The 26,237-nt window shown below is 72.6% G+C and carries 28 protein-coding genes, 1 tRNA gene and 1 riboswitch; of the genes, 21 read left to right on the top strand and 8 right to left on the bottom strand.

The genetic code is table 11. The annotated features are described in order from the left end of the window. Positions 1–195: 195 nt before the first annotated feature. The 6 genes from BX285_RS06285 to BX285_RS06260 all read right to left on the bottom strand — a co-directional run bounded on the left by BX285_RS06285 (position 196) and on the right by BX285_RS06260 (position 6,434). Positions 196–525, bottom strand: coding sequence for a hypothetical protein (locus BX285_RS06285; protein ID WP_121174651.1), 330 nt, complete (start codon positions 523–525; stop codon positions 196–198). A gap of 453 nt (positions 526–978) precedes the next feature. Then, positions 979–2,343, bottom strand: coding sequence for an FAD-binding oxidoreductase (locus BX285_RS06280; protein ID WP_121174650.1), 1,365 nt, complete (start codon positions 2,341–2,343; stop codon positions 979–981). 190 nt (positions 2,344–2,533) lie between these two features. Then, on the bottom strand, positions 2,534–3,766 hold the full coding sequence (locus BX285_RS06275; RefSeq protein ID WP_121174649.1) for an MFS transporter: 1,233 nt from the start codon (positions 3,764–3,766) through the stop codon (positions 2,534–2,536). A 67-nt stretch (positions 3,767–3,833) separates the two neighbouring features. Beyond that, on the bottom strand, positions 3,834–4,661 hold the full coding sequence (locus tag BX285_RS06270; RefSeq protein ID WP_121174648.1) for a MerR family transcriptional regulator: 828 nt from the start codon (positions 4,659–4,661) through the stop codon (positions 3,834–3,836). A 272-nt stretch (positions 4,662–4,933) separates the two neighbouring features. Further along, positions 4,934–5,662 carry a histone deacetylase gene (locus BX285_RS06265; protein WP_259470450.1) on the bottom strand — a complete coding sequence of 243 codons (729 nt, stop codon included), beginning with the start codon at positions 5,660–5,662 and terminating at the stop codon, positions 4,934–4,936. Positions 5,663–5,669: 7 nt separating this feature from the next. Then, positions 5,670–6,434: a GntR family transcriptional regulator gene (locus BX285_RS06260; protein ID WP_183107013.1), complete on the bottom strand. Its 765-nt coding sequence runs from the start codon at positions 6,432–6,434 to the stop codon at positions 5,670–5,672. 495 nt (positions 6,435–6,929) lie between these two features. Between BX285_RS06260 and BX285_RS06255 the strand changes: the two genes are divergently transcribed. From BX285_RS06255 to BX285_RS06175, 17 genes are all read left to right on the top strand, one after another. Next, a complete protein-coding gene (locus BX285_RS06255) occupies positions 6,930–7,217 on the top strand; it encodes a hypothetical protein (protein ID WP_121174646.1) in 288 nt (95 codons plus the stop codon). After that, the gene (locus BX285_RS06250; RefSeq protein ID WP_147465119.1) at positions 7,214–7,471 is read left to right on the top strand and encodes a hypothetical protein; all 258 of its coding nucleotides are present in this window, start codon (positions 7,214–7,216) and stop codon (positions 7,469–7,471) included. Before BX285_RS06255 ends, BX285_RS06250 begins: the two co-directional genes overlap by 4 nt. Then, positions 7,468–8,433, top strand: coding sequence for a DUF2637 domain-containing protein (locus BX285_RS06245; protein WP_121174644.1), 966 nt, complete (start codon positions 7,468–7,470; stop codon positions 8,431–8,433). Before BX285_RS06250 ends, BX285_RS06245 begins: the two co-directional genes overlap by 4 nt. Then, complete coding sequence (locus tag BX285_RS06240) at positions 8,430–8,807, top strand: hypothetical protein (RefSeq protein ID WP_121174643.1); 378 nt, start codon at positions 8,430–8,432, stop codon at positions 8,805–8,807. The genes BX285_RS06245 and BX285_RS06240 overlap by 4 nt, the downstream gene beginning before the upstream one ends. After that, positions 8,804–9,115, top strand: a complete 312-nt coding sequence (locus BX285_RS06235) for a hypothetical protein (RefSeq protein ID WP_121174642.1) — start codon at positions 8,804–8,806, stop codon at positions 9,113–9,115. Before BX285_RS06240 ends, BX285_RS06235 begins: the two co-directional genes overlap by 4 nt. A gap of 5 nt (positions 9,116–9,120) precedes the next feature. Further along, positions 9,121–9,501 carry an RRQRL motif-containing zinc-binding protein gene (locus tag BX285_RS06230; RefSeq protein ID WP_121174641.1) on the top strand — a complete coding sequence of 127 codons (381 nt, stop codon included), beginning with the start codon at positions 9,121–9,123 and terminating at the stop codon, positions 9,499–9,501. A gap of 45 nt (positions 9,502–9,546) precedes the next feature. Further along, positions 9,547–9,933 (top strand): RNase adapter RapZ, encoded by a 387-nt coding sequence (locus BX285_RS06225; RefSeq protein ID WP_121174640.1) that lies wholly within the window; start codon positions 9,547–9,549, stop codon positions 9,931–9,933. Positions 9,934–9,944: 11 nt separating this feature from the next. Further along, on the top strand, positions 9,945–10,406 hold the full coding sequence (locus BX285_RS06220) for a hypothetical protein (protein WP_121174639.1): 462 nt from the start codon (positions 9,945–9,947) through the stop codon (positions 10,404–10,406). Positions 10,407–10,494: 88 nt separating this feature from the next. Beyond that, positions 10,495–11,031, top strand: a complete 537-nt coding sequence (traA, locus tag BX285_RS06215) for a plasmid transfer protein TraA (protein WP_121174638.1) — start codon at positions 10,495–10,497, stop codon at positions 11,029–11,031. A 13-nt stretch (positions 11,032–11,044) separates the two neighbouring features. Further along, the gene (gene traB / locus BX285_RS06210; RefSeq protein WP_259470449.1) at positions 11,045–13,102 is read left to right on the top strand and encodes a plasmid transfer protein TraB; all 2,058 of its coding nucleotides are present in this window, start codon (positions 11,045–11,047) and stop codon (positions 13,100–13,102) included. A 161-nt stretch (positions 13,103–13,263) separates the two neighbouring features. Further along, positions 13,264–13,470, top strand: a complete 207-nt coding sequence (locus BX285_RS06205; RefSeq protein ID WP_121174637.1) for a hypothetical protein — start codon at positions 13,264–13,266, stop codon at positions 13,468–13,470. Beyond that, positions 13,467–13,754 (top strand): hypothetical protein, encoded by a 288-nt coding sequence (locus tag BX285_RS06200; protein ID WP_121174636.1) that lies wholly within the window; start codon positions 13,467–13,469, stop codon positions 13,752–13,754. The genes BX285_RS06205 and BX285_RS06200 overlap by 4 nt, the downstream gene beginning before the upstream one ends. Beyond that, positions 13,744–14,742 (top strand): DNA cytosine methyltransferase, encoded by a 999-nt coding sequence (locus BX285_RS06195; protein WP_220783901.1) that lies wholly within the window; start codon positions 13,744–13,746, stop codon positions 14,740–14,742. Before BX285_RS06200 ends, BX285_RS06195 begins: the two co-directional genes overlap by 11 nt. 88 nt (positions 14,743–14,830) lie before the next feature. Then, positions 14,831–15,685 carry a bifunctional DNA primase/polymerase gene (locus BX285_RS06190; protein ID WP_121174635.1) on the top strand — a complete coding sequence of 285 codons (855 nt, stop codon included), beginning with the start codon at positions 14,831–14,833 and terminating at the stop codon, positions 15,683–15,685. Between the two features lie 2 nt (positions 15,686–15,687). After that, positions 15,688–17,163: an ATP-binding protein gene (locus BX285_RS06185; protein WP_121174634.1), complete on the top strand. Its 1,476-nt coding sequence runs from the start codon at positions 15,688–15,690 to the stop codon at positions 17,161–17,163. Positions 17,164–17,637: 474 nt separating this feature from the next. Then, positions 17,638–17,832 (top strand): AlpA family transcriptional regulator, encoded by a 195-nt coding sequence (locus BX285_RS06180; protein WP_121174633.1) that lies wholly within the window; start codon positions 17,638–17,640, stop codon positions 17,830–17,832. Positions 17,833–17,895: 63 nt separating this feature from the next. Beyond that, positions 17,896–19,263 carry a site-specific integrase gene (locus tag BX285_RS06175; protein ID WP_121174632.1) on the top strand — a complete coding sequence of 456 codons (1,368 nt, stop codon included), beginning with the start codon at positions 17,896–17,898 and terminating at the stop codon, positions 19,261–19,263. A 159-nt stretch (positions 19,264–19,422) separates the two neighbouring features. Here the strand turns inward: BX285_RS06175 and BX285_RS06170 are convergent. Both BX285_RS06170 and BX285_RS06165 read right to left on the bottom strand, forming a co-directional pair. After that, positions 19,423–19,510: transfer RNA gene (locus BX285_RS06170), tRNA-Ser, on the bottom strand. Between the two features lie 77 nt (positions 19,511–19,587). Next, entirely contained in the window at positions 19,588–21,468 is a 1,881-nt protein-coding gene (locus tag BX285_RS06165; RefSeq protein ID WP_259470448.1) for a S1C family serine protease, read from the bottom strand. A 250-nt stretch (positions 21,469–21,718) separates the two neighbouring features. Then, positions 21,719–21,865: riboswitch (TPP riboswitch) on the top strand. Between BX285_RS06165 and BX285_RS06160 the strand changes: the two genes are divergently transcribed. The 4 genes from BX285_RS06160 to BX285_RS06135 all read left to right on the top strand — a co-directional run bounded on the left by BX285_RS06160 (position 21,858) and on the right by BX285_RS06135 (position 26,087). Further along, entirely contained in the window at positions 21,858–23,273 is a 1,416-nt protein-coding gene (locus BX285_RS06160; protein ID WP_097237022.1) for a cytosine permease, read from the top strand. Its footprint overlaps the riboswitch before it by 8 nt. A 91-nt stretch (positions 23,274–23,364) precedes the next feature. Then, positions 23,365–24,189: a glycerophosphodiester phosphodiesterase family protein gene (locus tag BX285_RS06155; RefSeq protein WP_121174631.1), complete on the top strand. Its 825-nt coding sequence runs from the start codon at positions 23,365–23,367 to the stop codon at positions 24,187–24,189. A gap of 271 nt (positions 24,190–24,460) precedes the next feature. After that, positions 24,461–25,039 (top strand): ATP-binding protein, encoded by a 579-nt coding sequence (locus BX285_RS37845; RefSeq protein WP_220783937.1) that lies wholly within the window; start codon positions 24,461–24,463, stop codon positions 25,037–25,039. A gap of 64 nt (positions 25,040–25,103) precedes the next feature. Next, on the top strand, positions 25,104–26,087 hold the full coding sequence (locus tag BX285_RS06135) for a DUF5926 family protein (RefSeq protein ID WP_097237019.1): 984 nt from the start codon (positions 25,104–25,106) through the stop codon (positions 26,085–26,087). Positions 26,088–26,237: the final 150 nt, after the last annotated feature.

Below are 26,237 nucleotides of genomic sequence, written 5' to 3'. Positions count from 1 at the left end.
TGGTTGTTCCGGTTGTTCCGGTTGTTTCCTGCTGCTCCGTTCGTTCCGGCCCGTTCCGGGCCCGACCGCCGATGCTCGGCCCGCCCGTGGACAGCCACCTCCGGCGCCCCCGCCTTCCGTGGTGCCCGGTGCGGTCATGCGATCACGCGGTCACTCGGCTCCGCGGCCACACAGCCGCTCGGCCGCTCGGCATGGTCAGGAGAAGATCGGGGCGAAGATGACGTTGACGTTCTTGTTGCCCTGGCCGGCCAGGATGGCGCCCGCGTTGTCCTTCGCCGCGAGGGTGTTGCTCTGGTTCGAGGCGCCGGAGCCGGTGGCCGTCTGCTGGTTCGAGACGTAGTTGCCGTCGACCCCGCCGAACACGTTGCCGGTGCCGGTGTTGGACACCACGCCGGCGTTGGAACCGCCCGCGGCGCCCGCGCCGTTGTCGGCGACGGCAGCACCGGCGCCTGCCAGCAGCAGACCGGCCGCGAGCGGCCCGGCGACCAGGAGTCCGGCCACCCGATGGGAGTGGATGCGAGCCATGAATGCCTCCAAGAAGGTGTTGATCGCATTGATCGAGCATGGTGTGCAAGGTTCGCCGGCCAGACGAACACCTGCGGGCTGCGACGCCGGACGTCAGACTTCCGCAACAAATCGACAAAGCACTAGCCGACGGAGCCGTTTTCGCCCTTTAGCGTGATATCCACCGGGGCCGGGAATAACAGCGACGCAAAGGGAAACTCGCCGACGCACCCTTGCTGACCTGGGATTTTCACTCGAACGGCGGCACCTCGACGGGCCTCCGGAAACGGTGCTTCGACGCCGGACGAACCACCTGTCGCACCACCCCGGCGCAGACGAACCGCGAACGCGCCCCCTGAAAAGTTCGGTCACCCTTCCATGTCGACTTTCCAGCCATCTCCCGACCATCAGAAAGTCACATCGATACGGCGGGCGGACGGGCGCGGAGAAACCGCCGATGTGACCTGTCGAAAATCAGACCATCTTGCCCGGGTTGAGGAGGCCCAGCGGATCGAAGACCGCCTTCAGCTGCCGCTGCAGTTCCAGCGCCACCGGGCCCAACTCGCGGGCCAGCCACTCCCGCTTGAGAAGCCCCACCCCGTGCTCCCCGGTGATCGTGCCGCCCAGCTCCAGCCCGAGCGCCATGATCTCGTCGAAGGAGCGCTGGGCACGAACGGCCTGCTCCTCGTCCCCCGCATCGAAGATCACGATCGGGTGGGTGTTGCCGTCCCCGGCATGGCTGACCACCCCGATGGTCAGCCCGTGCCGCTCGGCGATCACCGCGACGCCGTTCAGCATCTCGGCCAGCCGGGAGCGCGGCACCGCCACGTCGTCGATCATCGTGGTGCCCAGCCGGTCCATCGCCGGCAGCGCCATCCGCCGCGCGGCCAACAGCAGGTCGGACTCCGCCTGGTCCTCGGCCGGAACCACCTCGGTCGCCCCGGCCTCCCGGCACAGGCGCGCGACCTGCGCCAGCTCGGCCACCCGGTCCGGCCCGTCGAAGGCCACCAGCAGCAGCGCCTGGGTCGACTCCGGCAGCCCCATCTGCCCCATCTCGTTGACGGCCCGCACCGAGACCGCGTCCATCAGCTCCATCAACGACGGGGTCAGGCCGCGCGCCATCACCTCGCAGACCGCCGCACCCGCCGCGTCCGCGCTCGGGAACTCCGCCGCCAGCGCCAACTGCGGGGCGGGCGCGGGCCGCAGCGCCAGAACCGCCCGCACCACCACGCCGAGCGTCCCCTCCGAGCCGACGAACAACCGGGTCAGGTCGTACCCGGCCACGCCCTTGGCCGTCCTGCGGCCGGTGGACAGCAGCCGCCCGTCCGCCAGCACCACGTCCAGGCCGAGCACGTACTCGCTGGTGACGCCGTACTTCACGCAGCAGAGGCCGCCCGCGCCGGTGCCGATGTTGCCGCCGATCGTGCAGGACTCCCAGCTGGACGGGTCCGGCGGGTACGCCAAACCCAACTCCTCGGCGGCGTGCGAGAGTTCGGCGTTCACCACACCCGGCTCGACGACCGCGATCCGGTTCACCGGGTCGATCTCCAGGATCCGGTTCAGCTTCAGCAGCGACAGCACGATGCAGCCGTCCACCGCGTTCGCCGCACCCGACAGCCCCGTCCGGGCGCCCTGCGGCACCACCGGCACGCGCAGCTCGGTCGCGGTGCGCATCACGTGCTGCACCTGCTCGACCGTCTCCGGGAACACCACCACGGCGGGCACGCCGGCCGCACAGAAACCCGCCATGTCGCGGCTGTACGCGGCGGTCACCTCGGGATCCGCCACCACCGCCCCGGCCGGGAGGCCCTGCGCCAGTCGGTCCGTCAGATCACTCATCGCCGCCTCCGCTCACCGCCCGACCGCCTCCACCTCCGCACTCTGCCCGGACGGCAGGTGCCGGGCAAGTGGGCCTCGGGAGGGGCGAGGGACGGATGGGAAACGGAGGACGGGAACCGGGCGGAACGGGGGACGGGTGGGACGGGAGACCGGTGGGGAAGCGGACGGCAGGTGCCACACCGCAGCCGGGTCAGGCGCGGCGGAGGGCGGGGGTGGCCAGGGCGGTGAGGCCTGCGGCAGCGGTGGCGAGGGCGCAGAGGAGGGTGGGGAGTGCGGCTCCCGCCGTGTCGGCGAGCAGGCCCAGCAGGGCGTTCGAGAGCACCAGCGCCACGCTCTGCACCAGCGTCAGCAGCGCCTGCACGCGGGAGAGGTGGGTGTGCGGCGCCCCCGTCAGCACCAGCGGTCCGAGGTGGCAGGCGAAGAGCCCCGAGCCGACGCCCGCCACCGCGCTGCCGGCCACCGCCGGCACCGGCTCCGCGGCCAGGGCCAGCAGCGCGATCCCAGCCGACGCCGTACAGAGCCCGGCCGCCGCCCCGACGCCCGCCCGGGGCAGCGTGCCCCGCCAGGCGACCAGGCCGGCCACCGCGAGCACCCCGGCCGCCTGCCCGCCGCTCACCAGTCCGGCCGGACCCGCAGCCCAGCCGTGCGCCCGGGCGAGCAGCGGGCCGAGGAGCGACACCACCGGCAGCAGCGCCCCGGCGGCCGCGCCGGTGAGCAGTAGCGCGGCCCGCAGCAGCGGGTCGGCCAGGGCCAGCCGGACCCCGGACGCCGCCTCGTGCAGCAGGCCGCGCGAGGCGGCGGGGCTCTGTCCGGCGGCGGCAGAGGATGCCGCCGGGGGCCGGACCCGCAGCAGGACCAGCAGGACGACCCCGAAGCTCACCGCGTCGGCCACCGCTGCACCGGGCAGCCCGGCCACGGCGACCAGCAGACCGCCCAGCGGCGCCCCGAGCAGGACGGCGCCCTGCCCGCCGGCCTGGCGCAGCGCGAGCGCCCGGGGCAGGCCGGCGACGGGCACCAGGCGGCGCGGCAGCGATCCGCTCGCCGGGAGGTAGAAGGCGTCGACGGTGCCGATCACGGCGGCCGCCGCGACCAGCAGCCACAGCGGCGTCCCCACCCGGCCCGCCAGGAGCGCCAGGGCGAGCGTCGCCACCACCATCACCGCGTCCCCGGCGAGCATCACCCGGCGGGCGCCGAACCGGTCCGCGACCACACCGCCCAGCAGGACCAGGGCCGTTCGCGGCACGGTGACCGCCGTCAGGACGAGGCCGGCCGCCCCGCCGCCGTGCGCGGAAGCGGCCCAGCCGAGGGCGAAGTACAGCGCGGCGTCGCCGAGCAGCCCGGCCTGGGCGCCGGCCAGCCAGAGCAGGTACGGACCGGGGAGCGCGGCGCGCGGCGGGGGCGGGGTGCGGACGGCAGTGGTCATGCCGGGCGACGCTAGGACCCTCGACCTGGTCGAGGGCAAGCGCGCGCCCGGGGCTCGAACGAGCGGCCTACCGGCGGACCACCGGCTCCTGGAGCTCCACCACCCACCGTGCGGGGTCGTCCGGGCACTCCAGGTAGAGCTCGCGGGCGTAGCCGGCCGAACGGTAGCCGTTCTCCTCGATGAAGCGGGCCAGGGCCTGGAAGCTGCCCACCGAGTCGTCCATCGAGCCGCGGTGCACGACGGAGGCGGCCTGCTCGATCGGCGGCAGGTCGAGCAGTTCGACGTCGGCCCGGCCGGGCCGCACCGAGCGGGCGATCGGGACGGCGACCAGGATCCGCACCGAGCCGTCGCCCTCCGGCGAGTCCTCGTAGCGGGCGACGGACGGACCGGTCTCCGCGATCCCCGCCGCGGCCAGCCGGCGGCACAGTTCGGTGAACAGCGGGCCGATCACCGGCCCGATCTCCTCGGGCTCGTAACTCGCTGCCACACCGGTCAGTTGGGCCACCCGGACGGACGGCACGGGCTTCACCACGACTTCGTGCTGGGACATCGTCCCCTCGCTCTCGATCGTCCGGAGCCTCGCCTCCACCCGGGCCAGCCGCTGCTCGTCCGCTGCGATCGCCTCGGCGAGTTGGGCCCGTCGCAGCCGCAGCATCCCGCGCAGGGCGGCCGCGTCGACCTCCTCGTCGAGGACGGCCCGCACCTGCTGCAGCGTGAAGCCGAGCTCCTTGAGCGCGATCACCCGGTTGAGCCGGGCGAGTTGGCCCGCCTCGTACGAGCGGTACCCGCTGACCGGGTCCACCCGGGCGGGCCGCAGCAGGCCGATCGCGTCGTAGTGGCGCAGCATCCGCACCGACACCCGGCCGTGGCTGGCGAAGTCTCCGATGTTCAACATGGTGCTTCCACTCCACGGCCTCCCACGGTGTCAGGGTCAACCCCCCTCGCCCCGGATCGCCGAACCGCCCCGGCCCCGGCCCCGCGGAAACACCGAGGGCGGGTGCCGAGGGATCTCGGCACCCGCCCTGAGCAGGTGGTTCTCCTACCAGCGGAGAGCGTGGGATTCGAACCCACGGTGACGGGTCACGCCACGACAGTTTTCAAGAACAACTCGGCCATTGCGCCCGCATCGCGTCTGATCAGGGACGCAATCCTATCGCCCGGGGCCTATCAGCACTCGTGGCCCACAGCTGGCCCACACGCCTCCGGCTCCGGCCTCACCCCAGGCTTGAGGCCAACGGCGGCCGCGATCTCTTTCGCCGTCCAGGACCCGGCCGCGCCGGGCCGGGTGCTCAGGTACTTAGCCGCGTCCTCGGTGGTCCACCCGTGGGCCTCACGCAACCCGGACACGAAGTTGCGGAGATAGGCGGCCGATGGGCGGGTCACCTCGGCATCGACGCGCCGCCATGGCGCGGTGAAAGTCAGCACGGGGTGGCCGTCGATCTGCCCCGGGCATACCAGTGTCTCGTAGCGTCCGGGGCCAAGCCGGACGCTTCCCAACTTGAGGGCCTGCGACAGGTCAAGGTCGCGCCCCGGCAGCTCATGCATCTCCTGCGCTGCGATGTCGGAGAACTGCTCTCTGGAGACCAGGTAGGCCCGCGCGGGCATCTCTCCATCGTCTGTCTGGTCGTAGAAGCCCATGCCACCGGTCCAGACCTTCGACTCCAGGGCGAAGTACAGCTGTCCTGGCAGCATCACGGGCACCGTCGCCTGAGGCGGGCGCGTATCGCGGCACCCCGGGTAAGCACGCGCACCGCCCGGTGGGCACCCGCCAGCGATGTAGTACATGAGCCGGTCGAGATGCATGTTCGAGCCGTACGCGGCGTACCAGACAAGCTCAGAGTCTGGCTCGTGGCCGTCCAGGGGTTCCGGGCGGCGTACAGCGCTCAGGGTGGTCATGTCGTCCTTAGTCCGCCGAGACGTCGTAGCGGATAACGTGCCTGTCGCCGGGAAGCGTCGTGATCATCACCCGGAGTGGCCTGTCGTCCTTGTCGTAGCCGGTGCGGCGGTGGACCGCGACCGGGGTTGCCGCGGGGAGAACGAGACGCTCACTCTCCTCCCGGGTGGGCATCCTGACGGTGATTTCGTCGCTGTACCGCACCTGGACCAGGCCAGCGCTGGCGAGCACACCTCCAGGGGCCGACACGTCCTCCGGCAGCATCAGCGGCGTGTTCCGGACCAGTTCCTCCGGGAAGTACGAGTCGGCCAGCGCGTACGGCTCGTGATCCACGTAGCGGATCCGCTCACGCACGACAGTCAGGGCCGTCGTGGGGTCGAGCTGGAGTTGACGCGCTACTTCCTCCGGGGGGCGCCTGATCGATACGCGGATCTCCTGGCGCGGCTCCTGGCCATTACCAGCTATCTGGCTGGCCCACTGGTCGCCGGCAGTGTGGTTCACCTCGTGAACGGACCGGGACTCCATGGTGGTCCAATTCCAAACGGCCTGCTTGTAGCGCTCCCGGACGAAGCTTCCTCGCCCCTGTGCCGACACCAGGAGGCCTTCGTCCGTCAGGCGCCCGAGCGCGAGGCGCACGGTGTTGCGGCTGACGCCGTAGGCCATGGTCAGTTCTTCCTCCGTGGGGAGCTTCTGACCGGGCTCCAACTGGCCCCGCTCGATCTGAAGCCGCAGGTCATCGGCGATGGCGTGGTAGCGCGGCGTCTGTTTGGCCATGTCTGATCTTCCTGCCTTGGTCGACTTGTTCCAACAAGGTACCCCGAAGCGCTTGACGACGCGAGCACCCATGCTCCAAGCTCTTGCCCAGAGCTTGTTGGAACAAGTCAGCCAACAAGACCGGGTGAGGCTACATGCCTGGTTGGCCCTTCTTTGGGCTGCTCCGAACTGCGTGAATGCGTCCATGAATGGCCGGCTACCGCCGAGTCCAGGGCGAAGCGGCCTCACGGGGCCATGGTTCCCGGCGCCTTTTCAGTCCGGAGGGCAGTGATCGAAAGATCCGCGTCTGCCTAAAGCGGGAGCACGCTCCCGAAAGACGCAACTCAGCTCAAGAACGAGTGTCTTTGGTCCCCGATCCGCCTGTGGCGGGTCGGGGGTCATGGCTGCTCGTGAGAGACGAGTGGCTGGGCCCTGAGAATCGGGGCTGCCGCGCTTTCCTTGGCCGGGCGCGCGGCAGCCCCTGGGGCTCACCTCCCAACTGGAAGAGGTGTACCCGTGAGTTCGATTGTTGCAGGTCAACGGGCCGGTTCGGCCCTGGAGTTCGTTGAGCTGGCGCTTGGCGTCGACAACGACCCGTTCGGGGCGTTGTTCGGCGGCGTGGCCGGCGAGAGCGCGACCGCGTACCAGGCCCGTACCGATGTCGCCCGTGAGGTGCTGGCGGAGCTGTGGGAGACGGACCCGGAGTCGGCCGAGATCGCGGCCGCGCTGCTGCGGTCCGCCCCGGTCCCGCTGCGCCGCCCCCGCGCCGTCGGCCGCCGGCCGCGTTCGGGGAAGGCGGCGTGATGGGGATCCTGCGCAAGGCCGCCGACCGCGTGGCGCTGGCGATGCCCGCCAACCGCAACATCACCACCGTCGTCGCGCTGGCCTCCTCGGCCGCGCACGATGCCGACCTGACCACGACCGCCGCCGCCGTCTCCGGACTCGGCGTCGCCGCGATCGTCGGCGCCAAGCTCTACGGCCAGGTCGAACCGCCGGAGGGCGGATACGCCGGTTTCACCACCGACGGCGAGCGGCCGAAGCGGAGGTGGCTGGGGTGAGCCGGACCGGGAAGTTCTGGCTGGTCACCGGCCTGCTGGCGGTGGCCGCGATGGCGTTCCGGGTCTCCTGGAACGCGTTGAAGGACGTCGCGGCGGCGATCGGGGCCGACCCGACCGCCGCCACCGTCTACCCGCTGGTCGTGGACGGGCTGATGGCGCTGGCGCTGGTCGTCGCACTGGCGTTGACCGGCGCCGACCGCAAGTTCGCGCTGCGGGTCCTGGCCGGGTACACGGCGGCGTCGCTGGTGCTCAACTACGTGCACGGCATGGTGCCGACTCTGCACGGCGGCGGGCGAACCCGACTGGCCGGGTGGGCGCCCGCGCACTGGGCCCTGGTCCTGCTCGCGTCGTCGCTGCCGGTCGGGTCGATCTACTTCGGGTCGGACCTGGTGGCGAAGGTTCTGCACGCCACCCCCAAAGCCGACAAAACAGACCAGACCATGACGAATCAGTCGGGGTCTGACCTGCCCGAACCCGGCACCGCCGAATCGGCCGAGTCGGTATGGGAGTCTCCCGACCCCGCGCCCGTCTCGGCCCCGACCGAGCCGATGGCCGAGCCGACCAAGCCCCCGGCCGGACAGACGCTCGCCGAGCCGACCCGCACGCCGACCGCCCCGGCGCCGACCCGGCCCCGTCGGGCCACCGGCGCCGTCCCGAAGTCGGCCCGGAGCGCCCGACCCAAGCGCACGTCGGACGAGTTGCTCGCCGAGGCGCGGTCGGCCACCGCCGACTGGTCGGCCGCCGAGCTGACCGCCGACCGGATCCGCGAAGCGGTCCGCACCTCCTCCGCCAACGCCCGCGGCCTGCGCGACACCCTCACCGCCGAACGCGCCACCACGGCCGCCGCCGAGGCGGAGCGACCCGCGCTGCACGCCGTGCCCGACCCCACCCCGGCCGCCACCGACGGCCCGGCGGACGAGACCACCGAGACCACCAACTCCCGCGAGGAGCAGGCATCGTGACCACCATCACCGACAGCCGCGGTATCGCCGGCGCCCAGATCAACGCGGCCGGCGCGCTGATGTCCCTCCTGACCGCCCACGCCACCCTGCCCACCCCGGCGATCCAGCTGGAACACCTGAAGGTCCCCGGCACGCACGACTACGCGTGGGGGCTGGACGTCGCCCTGCACCGCGGCCTCGACCACTTCGAGCAGTGGCGCCAGGCCCTCGGCATCGACCCGGCCGCCGTCGACTACGAGGTCACCACGTCCGGCACCCTCGGCTGGCTCACCGTCACCACCGTCCACGGCGGCGTCCCGCTGAAGCTGATCGGCTACCTCACCCCCCTCCCCGCGCCCGAGCACAACGACTCCAGCAAGGAGGTCACCCGGTGACCGCCCTGACCGACCAGGCCGACGCCGCCCACGCGCTGCTGATGCTGCTGCTCACGCACGAGCACGCGCCCCAGCCCGAGTTCGAGCTGTTCGAGTACATGACCGACAGCGGTGACCGGGGCTGGGGCGTGACCCTGGTCGTCCGCAACTCGCTCACCCGCTTCGAGCAGTGGCGCGCCGCCCTCGGCATCCACCCGGACGCCACCATCTACAGCGCCTGCAGCCACGGCGCGTGCCTGGTCGCCGTCGGAAAGGTCCACGACGTGCCGGTGAAGCTGTTCGCCGTCACCGACACCCCCGGGCAGTAGCAACCGTGACCCGGCCCCGCTTCTGGGACCCGCAGGGCCGCCGGTCCGGGGGCATCCCCACCTACCCGTGGAAGATGGCCCCGGCCGGCCTGCTCACCCGCCGACAGCTCCGCGCCCGCGGCCTTCGCCCGGGCGGTCAGCAGGTCGCCGCGCAGATCATGTGGCGCTCCCGCCGCTCCACCACGGGCGTGCGGGTCGCCTACCTCTACCGCCTCACCCTCGCCGCGCCCGTCCGCCCCATGACCGAGGGCCGATGGCGAGCGCTGGCCGCCGCGAACACCGCCCGCCGCACCTGCCCGACCTGCGGCACGGACGCCGGCTACGTCCTGCCCGCGCACCTGGGCACCTGCCTGCCCTGCGCCGACGGCGTCCCCCTGGCGGCCTGAACCTCGTGACCTGCTCCGCTGATCCTCAGTAAGGAGATCTCTGTCATGTCCGTGACCGAAATCCAGGTGGTCAGCTTCGGCTACCTGCACGGCGCCCCGCCCGCGGCGACGTTGACTCTCGACCTGCGCCGCCACTTCCGCGACCCCCACGTCGACCCCGCTCTGCGGGAGCTGACCGCGCACGACCGGCCGGTGCGCCTGGCGGTGCTCGGCACCCCGGGCATCCGGGAGCTGATCACCGGTGCTGCGCTGCTGGCGGACTCCTTCGACGCCGGGCCGTCCCAGGCGCCGCTGACCATCGCGGTCGGCTGCGCGGGCGGTCGGCACCGCGCCGCCACCGTCGCCATGACCCTCGCCACGCGCCTGTCCAAGACCGGCACCCGCGTCCGCCTCACCCACCGCGACCTGGCCAAGCCGGTCGTCGAACGCTGACGGAGCCCAACATGACCACCATTCGCGCTGCCCGCTTCGCCGCCGCCTACGCCCTGTTCCGGGCCGCCGGTGACGTGGCGGACCACTGGATCCAGACCGACCACCAGGCCGCCACCAAGGGCCACCACGACCACACCGACGGGCAGTCCAGCGCGGCCGGCCGCCGCGCCTGCGCCGCCCACGTCGCCACCTACACCGCCACCCAGGGCGCCGCCCTCATCGGCGGGTCCCGGCTGCTCGGCGTCCGTCTGCGGCCCGGCCCGGTCGCGGCCGCCCTTGCCCTCAGCGCGGTGACGCACTACGTCGCCGACCGGCAGGGCGGCCACTGGCGCGACGACCAGCCGCGCGGCGTCGTCCGGCTCGCCCTCGTCAGCCGCGGCTGGCTCCAGCGCGACCCCCAGTCCGGCTACCTGCTCGACCAGGCGTGGCACCACGCCTTCGAGACCGTCGCCGCTCTGGTCGCCTCGGCCTGACGCTGGCCGATTGCCCGTCCTCGCCCGGCCCTTGTGGTCGGGCGAGGGTGGGGAGTCGGGACAGCCCCGGCCCACCAGGAGGCCTGCGATGACCGTGAACGCCACGCCGGGCAACGGCGCGAGCAGCACCAAGAACACCCGCAACGGCTTCGGCTCCGGGGCGACGTTCGCCCCGGGGATCAGCATCAACGTCAACAAGAACACCACCACCGGCGGCGCCGGCGGGACGGGTGCCCCGCAGATGGGCGCCGCCGCGAACCCCGGCACCGGCGTGGACCGCACCTCCGCCCTGGCCCTGCCGGAGCCCGCGTTCTACTCCGCCGCCGATGTCCGCTCCTACTGCGAGGCCCTGCGGGCGTTCGGCTCCTACGCCGCGATCGAGGTGGAGGTGGCGGCCGAGATCCTCAAGGCCGCGCTGGAGCAGGCCCCGGGCGCCCCGGGCGACCACGTCTTCCAGAAGAAGATGCGGGCCCGCGCCGTGGCCAAGAAGCTCTCCAAGGCCGCCGACGCCCTGACCGACGCGGCGAAGGACGCCGCCGCCGCGTGGGCCGCCTTCCAGCGCGAGTACGCCGACGTCATGACCCCCCGCCCCGCCCCGCAGCAGCACCGTCCGTTCCAGTTCTGAGAGGAGAACCACCGTGCCGAAGAAGGACAGCGCCGACCCGGAGGTGCAGCACCGGGAGAACCTGGAAGGCGCCAGCACCGGCAAGGGCATCGCCGCGTGGATCGCCCACCGCGCCAAGCCCTACACCCCGCCGTGGATCCTGACCGGCGCCGTCGGGATCGCCGGGTCCGCCGCCTCCCTGGAATGGCAGGGGTCGGCGGCGGCCGGCGTCGGGCTCACCCTCGGGTCCGTCGCACTCACGGGAATGACGTGGTGGGCCGGCCGGACGACCAGCCCGCAGCGGCGCCTGCACTCGGCCGTCACGGTCGCCGCAGCCTCCGCGTGGGTCACCGGGGCCGCACTCGCCGGTCCGGCGGCCGGGCCGCTGCCGGACGCCTTCCTGATGGGCGGCCCGGTCGTGGCGCTGTCCTGGAACATCCGCCAGGTGATGCGCCGCAACCCCGACGCCGTCCAGGCCGCCGACAACGCGGACGCCTCCCTGTTGGAGAAGGTCAAGCTCGCCGGGGCCAAGATCCGCAAGGCGGAGGTGGAGCCGAACCGGGTCACCGCCGAACTCGTGCTCCCCGCAGGCGAGTTGACCAACGACGACGTGTCGAGGGCGCTGTCGAACCTCGCCTCCGGCCTCGACGTCGCCCCCACCGCCGTCCGCTACCTGCCCGACCCCGACTCCGCCCGCCGCGGCGACCTAGTCGTCGTCCCCCGGGACATGCTCGCGGACGTGGTCGAGTGGGAGATGCCGACCAACATCGGCGGCTCGATCGCCGACCCGCTGGTCATCGGCCGCTACGACGACGGGTCCCCGCTACAGCTGTGGCTGCCCGGCGACCCGCAGGCCGGCCGTAACAGCACGCACCTGGGAATCTTCGGCATCTCCGGCTCCGGCAAGGGCGACGGCGCGCTCGACATCCTCACCGAGATCATGGGCCGCCGCGACGTCATCATCTGGCTGTCCGACCCCAAGGCCTTCCAGGACTTCGGCCCGCTGCGGCCCGGCCTGGACTGGGCCGTGGAGGGCGGCGCCGAGACCGAGACCATGGTCACCGCCCTCCAGGCCGTCATCCCCGCCCGCACCCGCTGGCTCGGCGCCCACGGCTACCGCCAGTGGGTGCCCGCAGCCGCCGAACGGCAGAGCGACCCGGCGCACTCCTGCCAGAAGGGCACCGCGTGCGGCTGCGAGGGCATGCCGTTCCTCGTCGCCTGGTACGAGGAAGCCGCGAACACCCTGCGGTTCATGGGCGAGGACGCGTTCACCGGCGCCGCCCAGGAAGCCCGCTCCGCCGGGATCGCCCTGGTCATCAGCCTCCAGCGCCCCAGCCACGACCAAATCAGCACCAGCACCCGCGCGTCGCTCCCGTCGGCCCTGGTGTTCGGCCTGGACGCCCGGGACGAGAGCATGGCCCTGCCCGCCCCGGTCCTGGACGCCGGCGCCCACCCCGGCGCCTGGGGCAACAGGAGGCCCGGCTACTGCTACCTCGTCACCCCCGGCGTCGAAGAGGCCCGCTACTCCAGCCCGGGCCGCACGTGGCGCTTCACCGGCCAGGCCGCCCGCGTCATGGAGCAGTTGGCCGCATGGGCCGTGCGCAACGGCGCCAAAGTCGACCCCATCACCGCCAAGGCCGCCGCAAGCGTCGCCGGCAAGGCCTACACCGAGCGCCACAACCACGGCGCCACCGACGAGGACGGGGACAGCGTGTACGCGAACGCGGACAGCGCCGACGACGATGGCGGTGCCGAGCGGCGGGTGGACCCGGAGGACGAGGGTCTGGACCCGCAGGCCGAACTCCCCCCGGTCTCCCCGGCCCTGGCCGACGTCGCCTTCGGGCCCGAGTCGAGCGCCCCGGACTTCACCCCCGAGGAGGCCCGCGCCGCGATGGACGCCATCATCTCCGAGTTCGAAAAGACCGGGACGATGGTGATCGGCCCCAAGGACGTCATGGAGCACGCCGCCCGGTTCGGCCGCACCCGCCCGTGGGTCTCCGGAGAGTTCCGCCGCCTGATCGAGGACGGCCGCCTGGTGCCCACCGCGAAGGGTGGCCGCTACCGGATCGTCCCGTCCCCGGCCATGGTCTGACACCCCCTGACACCTGACACCCCCTGACACCCATTCCCCTAGGCAGACGCGGGTGTCAGGGGCCCCTGACAGCGGCCCTGACACCCCCCTGACGCCCGCTGACGCCCCTCCCCTGACACCCCGCGCCCAGCACCCACCACACCCGGAAGGGAGGCACTGCCATGCCCCCGCACACTATCCGCCCGCTCGCCGCCATCCACCTGCGTGAGGCCCTCCAGGCCGCCGCCGACCACCAGCCCGCCACCGCCCTCGCGGCCCTCATGCACATCGACAACGACTCCTGGACCGCCATCGAACACCGGCTCAGCCTGCTCGGCACCGACCTGATCGACGTCCTCACCCACGCCACCACGGGAGGCCCCCAGTGAGCACCACCAGCGATCTCATCGCCACCGCCGTCCTCATCGGACCCGGCGCGCTCCTCAGCATCCCCGTCCTGGCCTCCCAGCGTGGCACCCACGCCGACAGCACCGTCATCCGGCGGGCCCTCGCCGCGTCCGCGGCCGAACGCGCCGCCCGCACCACCGCCACCACCGACCCGGCCCCGCCCGACGGCGGCGAAGGCGCCCCCGCCCCGGCCGACACCGCCCCGGCGGCCCGGCTCGCCGCCGTGATCGCACTCCCCGAGGAGCGGATGCGGCGTGCGGCCTGACATCACCGCGATCACCCAGGCGGTCGACCTGTTCGCCGGGGTCGGCGGGCTCGACCTACCCGCCCGCGGCTTGGGCATCGACGTGACCGGGATCGAGAAGAGCCCCGACGCGTGCGCCACCCGCCGCTCCGCCGGGCTGACCACGATCGAGGGCGACGTGCGCGACCACGGCCCCGCCGACTTCCCGGACGCCCGCCTGCTGCTCGGCGGGCCGCCCTGCCAGCCGTTCAGCGCGGCCGGCAGCGGCGCCGGACGCCGGGCCCTGGGCGACATCGTGGCCCTCGCCCACCGGCTGTCCGAACGCACGCCCGTGGCCCGTCACGGCCACAACGGCGTGGACGACCTGATCCGGCTGGTCCTGGAACCGCTCCGGTGGGCGTTGGACGCCCTGGACGCCGGGCGGCCGTTCGAGGCGATCGTCTTGGAGCAGGTCCCGACGGTCCTGCCCGTCTGGAACACCTACGCCGCGATCCTGCGGGCCGAGGGCTACAGCGCCGTGGCGGGCACGGTGCGAGCCGAGCAGTACGGCGTCCCGCAGACCCGCAAGCGCGCCGTCCTCATCGCCCGCCGCACCGGAACGGCCGCCCTCCCGGCGCCCACCCACCGGCCCTACGCCAAGGGCACACCCCGCACGGCCGGTGACCCGCGCCTGCTGCCGTGGACATCGATGGGCGACGCCCTCCCCGGACGCGGACCGTTCACGGTCGTCTCCAACTACGGCACCGGCGGCGACCCCAAGGCCCGAGGACGGCGCACCAGCGGCGAGCCGTCCGCCACCGTCACCGGCAAAGTCTCCCGCACCCGGGTCCTGGCCGACGACGGCACCGAGAGCCGCTTCACCTGGGCCGAAGCGGGCGCCCTGCAGTCCTTCCCCGCCGACCACCCGTGGTCCGGCCGCGACATCGGCCAGCAGATCGGCAACGCCGTCCCGCCCTTGCTCGCCCACCACCTCATCACCGCCGCCATCGACGGCGCCGACGAGGCCTGACTTCGCCCGGAGCGGCCGGCACATCCCGGCCAAGGAACCCCGGCCGCTCCGGCTCCCCCGCCCTATCGAGACGAGGAGAACCCCCAGCATGACCCACCCGACCCACATCCGGGGAGAGCACCTGCCCACCGCGCTCTCCCTGGCACCGCGAGGCGTGCCCGTGCTGCCGCTGCGAGCCGGGAAGGTGCCGTTCGGCAACTGCCCGGCCTGCGTCGGCAACGCGTGCGGCGGCCGGCCGAACATGAAGACCCCCGGCGCCTGCGTCTGCCCGGCGCCCTGCCACGGCTGGGCCGCCGCCACCACCGACCCCGACATCCTCACCTCGCCCGCGTGGGCGCGGGCGTGGCGGGAGGCGGCGGCGGTGGCCTACCACCCCGGCGGCGCGGGCCTGACGATCGTCGATCTCGACAACGAGCAGGCCATCACGTGGGCGCACGCCAACCTGCCCGTCACCCGGACGGTCGCCACCACCCGGGGCGAGCACTGGCTCTACCAGGGCGCCATGACCTCCGCCAACCGCGTCAGGCCCGGCGTCGACATCAAGTCCACCATGGCCTACGCCCGGTGGCTCGGCCCCGGCACCGGCCCGCTCACCGCCCTGCCGGACGCCGTCCGCGACCTGGTCCTGAAGAAGTCCGCGGCTGTCCGGACCGCGCCCGTCACGGTGCCCGGTCCGCCCCGGGGCGGCACGTGCCCCCACCGCACCCCGACGTACCTGGCCCGTGGCATCGCCATGGCTGAGCAGCGCATCACCGAGGCGGCCGGCGCCGTGCACAACACGGTGTTCGCGACGTTCCTCGCGGTGCTGTCCACGCACGGCCGGTGCGGGTGCCTGACCGAGGCGCATACCGCGCGGCTGTTCGCGGCGGCGCAGGCCAAGGGCGAATCCGCGCGGCACTGCGCCGACGCCTGGGCCAACGCTGTCCACAGGCTGGGGATGTAGCCGTGGCCGAGGACGAGAAGACCCCGGCCCGCGAGATCATCGCCGACTACGCCAGCCGGCACTTCCGGTACTTCCGCACCGCCGACGGCACCGTCTACGCCCAGAAGGTGGGCCACCCGGTGGCCCGGCCGATCCGTTCCCAGGGCACGACGGGCAGCCACCGCCAGGAACTCATGGTCGGCCTCTACCGGGATGGGGTCGGCGTGTTCAACGGAACCGCTCTGAAGGAGGCTCTGGACTTGATCGAAGCACTCGCGCTGTCCGAGGACGTGCAGCCCGTCCACATCCGGGTGGCCCCCGGATTCGACGGGGCCACCTGGCTCGACCTGGGCCGCGCGGACGGCCTGTCCGTGCGCATCCACCCCACCGGCTGGGACATCCTCACCCCGGACCCGCGTGAGGTGTGCTGGCGCCGTACGCAGCTCACCGGCGAACTGCCGCTGCCAGCCAAGGACACCGACGGCAAGGGCATCGACCTGCTCTTGCGGCTGACGAACTTCGCCAACGCCCAGACCGAATGCCTGGCCCTCGCCTGGCTCATCGGCTGCCTCTCGCCGGGCGTGCCCGTGCCCGCCCCGTTCCTCACCGGCCCGCAGGGCGCGGGCAAGTCCACCGGCGGCCGGATGCTCGTGAGGATCATCGAGGGCATGAGCGGTGACCTGCGCCGGGCCCCGAAGGACGAGGAGAACCTGATCGCCGCCGTCGCGGCCGGATGGGTCACCGCCCTGGACAACCTCTCCCACATGGGCCCGGACCTCTCGGACGCCATGTGCTGCATCGTGACCGGCGCCGAGTCCGTCAAGCGCGCCCTGTTCACCGACGGGGACGTCCACCGCTCCGCCTACCGCCGGCCCCTGCTCCTGACCGGCATCGACGTCGGCGTCATCCGCCCCGACCTCGCCGAACGCCTCCTGCCCCTGCGCCTGGAACGGCCGAGCGTGAGGCGCACCGAGGCGGAGCTGTGGGCGGAGTACGCGGAGGTGCTGCCCGCCGTCCTCGGGTCGCTGCTCGACCTCACGGTCAAGGTCCGTGCGGCCGAGGCGGAGACCCCCACCGACCTGAGGATGGCGGACTTCGCCCACCTGTGCGCGCAGCTCGACGCCGCGACCGGGTTCGGGGCGCTGGCCGCCTACCGGGCCAGCCTGGACGACCTGAACGACGACGTGATCGAGGGCGATCTCCTCGCGCAGACCGTCCTCCAGCACGCCGAGACCATCGAGCCCGGCGGCGCGCAGCGCATGACCTCCACGGAATGGCTGCACCGCCTCGGCCGCCTCTACGCCGGCGACGACCTGCGCCCGCTGCCCAAGGGCTGGCCGACGACCGGGAAAGTCCTCTCCGACCGGCTCAAGCGCCTCCAGCCGACGCTCGCGGCCCGGGGTGTCCTCATCGACACCGGCCGTACGAAGGAGGGCCGCTACCTCGAAATGGCCCGCCCGGCCGTCCCGCCCCCGCACGAACAGCCCCGGCTGGTCTGACCCGCACCTCACCGCACACAAGCAAGAAGAGCACCGGCGCCCGGGTGCTCTTCTTGCTGTTCGGCGAAGCCGCCCAAAGGTCGCGCCGCGAAGCGGCTCCTTCTTCACGCTCTGAGGGCACTGAACTACAGCAAACAGCCCCTCTTTTGTCCTAAGAGGGAAGACGCTGCGTCACCTGCGTCACCGGGCCTGGAAAACGGCACCTGACCTGCGCCGAAGGCGGTGACGCAGACGACGGCCGCTGCGTCATCCTTCGTCACCTGCGTCACCTGATGACGCAGCCCATGACGCAGCGGTGACGCAGCCCCCGGCCGCTGCGTCACCCAAAGCCGCAGGTCAGAGGCCTGAATGACGCTAATGACGCGGTGACGCAGAAATCCGTACCTAGGACAACACGCGCCGAGAGAATCCCCGTCTCGGTCTTCATCACCACCCGCGCCACCCCCACCTGTTAAACCCGGGAGGAGAACCGGCATGCCCGTCAAGGACCCGAAGCTCAAGCTCGCCGCCGTCCTCGAAGAAATCGAGATGTCCCGCTCGGCGTACTACCGGATGGTCGCCCTGGGGAAGGGGCCCAAGACCATGAAGCTCCCGAACGGCCAGATTCGCGTCCGGAGGTCGGACCTCGACGCCTGGTGGGCCGCGCAGGAACAGAGCGCCGCCGCCTGATCCGCCCCGCCAACCCGCCCAGGGCCCCGGCCAACGCCGGGGCCCTGCCAGTTTGGAGAACACATGCTGACGTACGACGTGAAGCTGTACACCATCCGCCAGCGCCCCGGCCGGCGGTTGCCCTTCGAGCTGCGGTGGAAGGTCGGCTCGAAGCCGCACTCGAAGAGCTACGCCACGAAGACACTCGCCACGGGACGGCTCGCCGAACTGCGGACCGCGATGAAGAACGGCGAGGAGTTCGACCAGGAGAGCGGTCTGCCGGTGTCCGAGCTGCGGAAGCAGACTGAGGGCACCTGGTTCGACCACGCGACCGCATACGCACAGATGAAGTGGGCGCGTTCGTCGGCGAAGAGCCGCGCGACCCGCGCCGACGCGCTCGCGACCATCACCCCCGCACTGGTGACGGACCGCCGGGAAGCGCCGGACGGAAAGCTGCTGCGACGAGCCCTGAGCTGCTGGGCGTTCAACTTCTCGGAGCACCAGCCGGATCAGCCCGAAGATGTCACGGAGGCGCTGGCCTGGCTGGCGCGGAAGTCCGTCAAGATCAGCCAGTTGGAGGACTCCGACACCGTCCGGCTCGCCCTGGAAGCCCTGTCCCGGCTCCTAAACGGCGGCGTTGCGGCAGACAACACGATCACCCGCAAGCGGATGGTGTTCAACAACGCTCTCCAGTACGCCGTGGAGCGCCGAAAGCTCCCCACGAACCCCTTGCAGTTCGTCGACTGGAGTCCCCCGGAGACTGACGACGAGATCGACTTCCGGTGGGTGCCCGGCCCTGCACAGGGCCGGGCACTACTCGAAGCCGCGGGCCAGGTCTCGGGCCGGGGCAGGCACCTTCGTGCGTTCTACGGTTGCATCCTCTACGCGGCGACCCGCCCGTCGGAAGCGCTGGACATCCTGGAGTCTGACTGCACCCTGCCGGAAGCGGGCTGGGGTGAGATCGTGCTCGACGGAAGCGCGCCCGGGGTCGGGTCACGGTGGACCGACGACGGGTCGACCCACGACGAGCGTGGTCTCAAGCGGCGGGCCAGGAAGGCCACCCGTCCGGTACCGATTCCGCCGGTGCTCGTTCGCCTGCTGCGGGAACACATTGCTGAGTTCGGAGTCGCGCCGGACGGCCGCCTGTTCCGGGCGTCCGGCGGCGGACGCCTGCTCAGCAACGAGTGGTCGGCCGTCTGGAAGGAGACCCGAAAGCTGGCGCTCACACCTCAGGAGTCCGCGTCGCCGCTGGCCAACGTGGTGTACCTGTGCCGCGCAACCGCCGTCTCCGGCTGGCTGGTCGCCGGCGTCGACCCCATGGAAGTCGCACGGCGCGCCGGCCACAGCGTGGCTGTCCTGCTCCGCTTCTACGCCAAGATCATCGCCGGACGAGAGGACCACGCGAACGCCCTGATTCAGCGATTCCTCGACGGCCACGACCTGACCACGTAGGTCGTCGGTCCGTTCCACGGGCGTTCCATGCTGGCCCACGGCTGGCCCACACACCCTGACCGAAGTCGGCACACAGGTGGGACAGCCCGGGACGGAATCGAAAAGGGCGGGTATCGGCAGCTTGCCGATACCCGCCCTGAGCTGGGTGTTCCTCACCAGCGGAGAGCGTGGGATTCGAACCCACGGTGACGGGTCACGCCACGACAGTTTTCAAGACTGTTCCCTTAGGCCGCTCGGGCAGCTCTCCAGGCGGAGGTCAGCCTAACGGGTCCGGCGGGGTTCGGTGCACACGGTTTCGCGCCGGTACGGGTCAGTGGGCGGGGGTCACTGGTCGCCGTCGCGCTGGCCGAGGACGACCTTGGTGTTGAAGGTCTGGCCGTTGCGGGTGTACTCGACGTCGACGGTCTCGCCGGGCTTGTGCGTCCAGATCCGGCTGACCAGGGCGGGGCCGTTCTCGATCGGCGCGCCGCCGAGCTTGGTGATGACGTCGCCCGGCTTGAGGCCGGCCTTGTCGGCCGCGCCGCCGGGGGTGACGGCGGGCTGGCCCTGGATGTCCTTGGTCTGGATCTGCGCGCCGTCGCCCTTGTAGTCGTCGTTGCGCAGCACGTCGAGCTTGGCGTAGACCGGCTTGCCGGTCTTGATCAGGGTGTCCGCGACCCACTTGGCCTGGTTGATCGGGATGGCGAAGCCGAGGCCGATGCTGCCGGCCCGGCCGTTGGCGGAGGCGTTGGACTGGATCGCCGAGTTGATGCCGATGACGGCGCCGCCGGAGTCGAGCAGCGGGCCGCCGGAGTTGCCGGGGTTGATCGAGGCGTCGGTCTGCAGGGCGTTCATGTAGGAGGCCTGCGAGCCGGTCTCGTCGCCGGAGGCGACCGGGCGGTCCTTGGCGCTGATGATGCCGCTGGTGACGGTGGACTCCAGGCCGTACGGCGCACCGATCGCGACGGTGGCGTCGCCGACGTTGACCTTGTCGGAGTCGGCCAGCGGCAGCGGGGCCAGCTTGCTCTTCGGCGGGTTGTCGATCTTGACCACGGCGACGTCGTAGCCCTCGGCGTGGCCCAGCACCGAGGCCGGGTAGGAGGTGCCGTCGGCGAACTTGACGGTCAGTTTGCCGCCGTTGAGGGTCGGCGCGACCACGTGGTTGTTGGTGAGGATGTGGCCCTCGGTGTCGAAGACGAAGCCGGTGCCGGTGCCCGACTCGCCGTTGCCCTGCGCCTTGATGGTGACGACGCTGGGCAGCGCCTTCTGCGCGATGGCGGCGATCGAGCCGGGGGCGGGCTCGTTCTTCTGGGTGTCGCTGGCCTGGACGGTGGTGCTGCGGTGGTCGTCCGCGGAGCTGCTGCTGCCGTTGCGGTCGGCGACGGCCACGCCGAGCGCGCCGCCCGCCAGGCCGGCGACCAGGGCGACGGCCGCGATCAGGGCGACCAGGCCGCCGCGCTTCTTCCGCGGGCCGCCGCCGGTCGGGCCACCGGGGTACTCGGCCGGGTAGCCGAGCGGACCGCCCGGGCCGCCGGGGAAGCCCGCGCCGCCGGAGGTGGCGTCGTGGCTCGGGCCCCAGCCGCCGAGCGGCTGGCCGGCGCCGAAGGGGTGGTGGCCGTGCGCGGCCGGGGCGGCCGGGGCGGCACCGTACGCGTCGTGGGCGCCGGCGGCGGGGACACCGTGGGTCGGGGTGGCGTACGGGTTGCCGGCCGGCGGCAGCGCCGGGGCCGCGGGCGCGGCGGCCGGGGCGGCCGGGGCGGCCGGAGCCGCGGGAGGCAGGACCGGCGGCGGGGCGTCGAGGTAGCCGGTGGCCGGGTCGACGGCGGGCGCCTCGGCGACCGGCGCGGCGGCCGGGGCCTCCGGCGCGGGGACCTTGGTGAGCGCGACGGTGGGCTGGTGCCCGCCCTCGGCCTGAACGCTCCCGGCCTGAACGCCCTCGGTCGCCGGAGCCTCGGCGGGCGCCGCCTCGGGCTCGGGGATCCGGCTGAACGCCATGGTCGGCTTGTGCCCGCCGTCGGCCGGGGCCGCGTCGGCCTCCGCGGCCGGAGCGGCCTCGACGGGTGCCGCCTCGACGGTGCCGGCCTCCGGCTCGGGGACCCGCCGGAAGGCCATGGTCGGCTTGTGCCCTCCCTGAGCGGGGCCCTCGGTAGCGGTCTCGGCCGCTCCCTGGCCGGCGGGCTGCTCCCCCTGCGGCCCGGTGGGCCCAACCTCGCGCTCGGTGCTCACGGACGACCTCCATAGCTGACAGAACCAAGGACCATAGTTTTTCGCACCGTCGATTCGATTGCCGTAAGGACCCCTCTGAAGAACTCATAAGAATCCTTAGCCGGCGCCGACGACAGCCCGTCGAAAGCCGACGAGCGCCGACGAGCGCCGGCGGCCGAGGGCTCCCCTCCCCCGCCGGGCGTCCCGCGATGCGGACCGCACTCCGGCCTGGCCTTGGAGTTCGCCCCCGTGCCGGTTAGCCTGTCGCTCCAAACTGACACGCGGGAGCTTGGACCGACCAGGCTGAGAGTGCGCATGTCGAAGGTACGCCACGCGAGCGGGGCGGTCCTTCGAGGGGGCGCTGACCGCCGGAACCTGTCCGGGTAATGCCGGCGTAGGGAGTATCGGCCATGCCGCCTGCTTCGCCATCCTCTTCTTCGGGCGCGTCCGCGTCCAAGGATTTCCCCGAGTCCTCCGCGGCCGCCGCGACGGCCGTCCTGGACCGGCACGAGCGCGTCGAGGCGCCGCTGGTGCTGGACACCGAGCCGCCGCGCACCCTGCGCTTCCGGGACCACTTCGCGCTCTGGATGAACCTGGGCGTCAGCCTGATCGGCTTCTCCACCGCCGCGACCGTGCTCGGCGCGCCCGGCAGCGAGCTGTCGCTGGCCGCCGCGGTGACCGCGATCGCGGTCGGTACGGCGGTCGGCACCGCGATGCTCGGCGTGGCCGCGCTGATCGGCGCCCGGACCGGCGCCCCCGCGATGGCCAACCTGCGCGGGCTGTTCGGCACCCGGCTGTCGTACCTGCCGACGGTGCTGAACATCGTGCAGTGCATCGGCTGGGGCGTGTTCGAGCTGCTGACGATCTCGGCGGGCGCGCAGACCGTCGCCCACACCACCGGCTACCGCTGGCTGTTCGTGCTGCTCGCGGGCGCCCTGACCACCGCGCTGACGATCTGGCCGCTGGGCTCGATCGCGGTGCTGCGCCGCTTCGTGGCCGGGGCGGTCGCCGTCGCGATGGTGTACTTCACCGTCCAGCTGGGCCGCCAGGGCGTGCCGGACCCGGGCGCCGGCAACTGGCACGGCTTCCTCGGCGCGACCGACGCGATGATCGCGGTGTCGGTCTCCTTCGTCCCGCTGGCCGCCGACTACACCCGGCACTCGCGCACCGGGCGCTCGGCGTTCTGGGGCAGCTTCTCCGGCTACACGATCGCCCAGGTCTGGTGCTACGCGCTCGGTCTGATGGCGCTGCTGCAGTCCGACGGCGACCCGAACAAGATCTTCGACTCCTTCCTCGGCGTCTGGGCCGGCTGGCTGTTCCTGCTGGTCCTGGTGCTGCGCGAGACGGACCAGTCCTTCGCCAACGTGTACTCGACCGCGATGTCGGTGCAGAACCTGCTGCCGAAGGTGGACCGCCGGCTGCTGAGCGGCGGGATCGGCGCGCTGATCACCGTGCTGGCGCTGCAGATCGACCAGTTCACCGACACCTACTACAACTTCCTCGGCCTGATCGGCTCGGTGTTCGTGCCGCTGCTGGCGGTGCTGGCGGTGGACTTCTTCCTCGGTGCCGGGCGGCACGGCTGGAACCTCTCCGCCGACGCGCCGTCGCGCTGGACGATGCTGCTGCCGTGGGCGCTGGGCTTCGCGGTCTACCAGTTCATCGCCCCGACCAAGGTGGCCGGCTGGTGGACGGACTTCTGGACCTCCGCCCAGGAGGCGCTGCACTTCACCCCGCAGGAGTGGACCTCCGCCTCGCTGTTCGCCTTCCTGGTGCCCGCCCTGGCCACCTGGGCGCTCACCCCGCTGGCCCGCCGCACCGCCCGCTGAGGCGGGCCGGACGCCCGACAGTGCGCAGACGGCCCCGCAGGTTGGGGCCGTCTTCTCCTCCGCGTCACCTCCGCCGCCTATCGTTGGCGCTGTGACCAGCCCAGACCTGTCCTCGACGGCGGCGCGCACCGCGCCGCCCGTCCAGGTGATCGCCCACCGCGGTTCCTCCCACGCCCTGCCCGAACACACCCTCGCGGCCTACCGCCGCGCGCTCGACGAGGGCGCGGACGCCGTGGAGTGCGACGTCCGGGTGACGGCCGACGGCCACCTGGTGTGCGTGCACGACCGGCGGATCGGCCGGGTCTCCAACGGCCGGGGCACCGTCTCGGCAATGACGCTCGCCGAGCTGGAGGCGTACGACTTCGGTGGCTGGAAGACCGGCCGCCCCAGCACCGACCCGGAGCTGCGCGGCGTGCTGCGGCTGGACCGGCTGCTGGAGCTGGTGGTGGACTGCGGCCGCCCGGTGGACCTCGCGATCGAGACCAAGCACCCGGTGCGCTTCCGCGGCCGGGTGGAGGCCGAGCTGCTGCGGATGCTGGAGCGGTACAAGATCGGCGCGGCCCGGGAGGGCGACCGCCCGTCCGCCCGGATCATGAGCTTCTCCTCGGTCGCGCTGAACCGGGTGGCCGCCGCCGCGCCGGACTACCGGCGGGTGTTCCTGTTCGAGCGGACGCTGCCGCTGCTCGGCCGGCTGCGCGAGGGCTCGCCGCTGCCGGGCGGGGCGCGGATCGCCGGGCCGGGCATCGAGCTGGTGCGGGCCCGCCCGCAGCTGGTGACCAGGCTGCGCGAGCTGGGGCACCAGGTGCACGTGTGGACGGTGGACGAACCGGCCGACGTCGAACTCTGCCTGGAACTCGGGGTGTCCGCGATCATCACCAACCGGCCCGCCGAGGTGCTGGCGCAGCTCGGCCGGTGATCCGCCGACGCACCGACAGCGGTCCCCGTCCGCGGCTGATCACGACCGATCACGACTGATCACTCTGGTCGGCAGCCAAACCTTCGCCGCACGATATTGCCGGAATTCCGGCCCCCGGGCGACAGAGGGTGAGCACGGAATGACCTCCGGTCGACCCTCGGTCGCGACCTTCGAAATGGGCCCGCGGGATCGTCCGGTGCTCGTTTCCGACGCATTACCAAGGGGCATCTCTCCCTCGGCATACGCTGAAGGAGGTCCGGGGGTGGCGTTGATGGTGGCGCGCGAAGTGCCGGCTTCATCGACCATGGCAGTGCCGCACGGCCCAGCGAGTGTCGGGGTCGCACGGCGCCGACTGCGTCGAGATCTGGGTGACCGACAGATACCGGAACCGGTCATCGATGATGCCGTACTGATCCTTTCCGAGCTGTTGAGCAACGCGTGCCGGTACGCCCGCCCGCTCGGCCCGCTGCCGGCGCTCGGCCGCAGCGCCCGGGCCGAGGTGCTCGGCCAGGTGCTGGTCGGGGTCCCGTCCGGGGCGCACCCCGTGCCGGAGGGTCGGGAGCACGGTGACTGCGACGGCCCGGCGCAGCCGGACGGCGGTGTACTGGTCCGCTGGCAGATGCACGCCGACGGCGTGCTCACCCTGGAGGTCACCGACGGCGGCGCGGCCACCCGACCGCTGCCCGCCGGTCCCTCGCTGACCTCCCGCGGCGGCCGCGGACTGAACATCGTCGACGAACTGGCCAGCGACTGGGGCGTGCGCGACGCGCCCGGCGAGGTCACGGTGTGGGCGGCACTGCCCGCCCGCGCCCGGCACGCCCGGCGCGGCGGCGACGCCCGCAGCGCGTAGCGGGCTCAGGAACGTCAGTAGGCTTCCCGGGACAGAGGACCACCGTTCCCGGGAGAGCCGCACCATGGGCAAGAAGGCCGCCAAGAAGGCGCCGCAGCGTCAGTCCACCACCGCCGTCACGGGCGAGATCCCCGTGGTCGGGGCACGCGAGGACTGCCCCTGCGGCTCGGGCCGCCGGTACAAGGCCTGCCACGGCCGGGAGGCCTCGCACGCGGTGCAGGAGCTGGTGCACCGCCCGTTCGAGGGCCTGCCGGGCGAGGCCGACTGGGTCGCGCTGCGCGAGCTGGTGCCCGCCGCCACGGTGCCGCTGACGCTGGCCGCCGGCGTGGCCGAGGGCGCCACCGGCGACGTCCCGTCGGTGACCCTGGCCACCGTGCTGCCGCTGGCCTGGCCGGCCCTGCGCCGCCAGGACGGCTCGATCCTGCTCGGCCTGCAGACCCAGTCCGCCTCCGGCGACCTCAGCCGCGACCTCGCGGACGCCCTGGAGCTGGCCCTGGCCACCGAGCCGGGCAACCCGGTGCCGGCCCGCCGGACCGTCCCGGGCGGGCGCCGCCTGCAGGACCTGCTGGACACCACGGCCGAGTTCACGCCCGCCGTGCACACCGGCTTCGAGTTCTGGCTGGAGGACGCCGAGACCGCCACCGGCGAGGTCGCCGCCTCCCTGGAGCGCGCCAACGCCTCGGCCATCCCGACCGAGAAGCTGGCCGGCCTGGACGCCGCCTACTGGTGCGGCACCCCGGACAAGAACCACCTGCGCTGGGTCATGACCGTGCCCGAGGAGCAGCTGCTGGACGCGCTGGCCCGGCTGAACGCCGCCGGCGAGGCCTCGCTCGGCCCGGACACCCGCCTGGTCGGCTCGTTCCGCGCGCACGGCCTGACCGTGCCGGTCTGGGACCTGCCGCTCGCGATGACCGCCGCCGACTGCGAGAAGCCGGCCGCCGAGTTCCACCAGCGGCTGGTCGCCACGCTCGCCGACGCGACCCCGCTCACCGCCGAGGAGCGGCGCGCCCGCGCCAACCTGGTGAACCGTCAGGTCACTTTGAACTAAAGGGCGCAGGATCGGCGTGATACGCGTCACATTGTCGCGGTGAACGCGCAATTTCCGGGCGTGGAGGGCGTCTTGGAAATTGGCGCGGGCGCAGATCCTTGTTACTGTCTAAAGAGTCCGGCCGCTGGTGCATCCCCCGTCGCCAGCGGC

The sequence above is a fragment of the Streptomyces sp. 1114.5 genome (assembly GCF_003635085.1).
GTDB lineage: Bacteria > Actinomycetota > Actinomycetes > Streptomycetales > Streptomycetaceae > Kitasatospora.
This window is presented reverse-complemented; position numbering and strand designations above follow the sequence as displayed.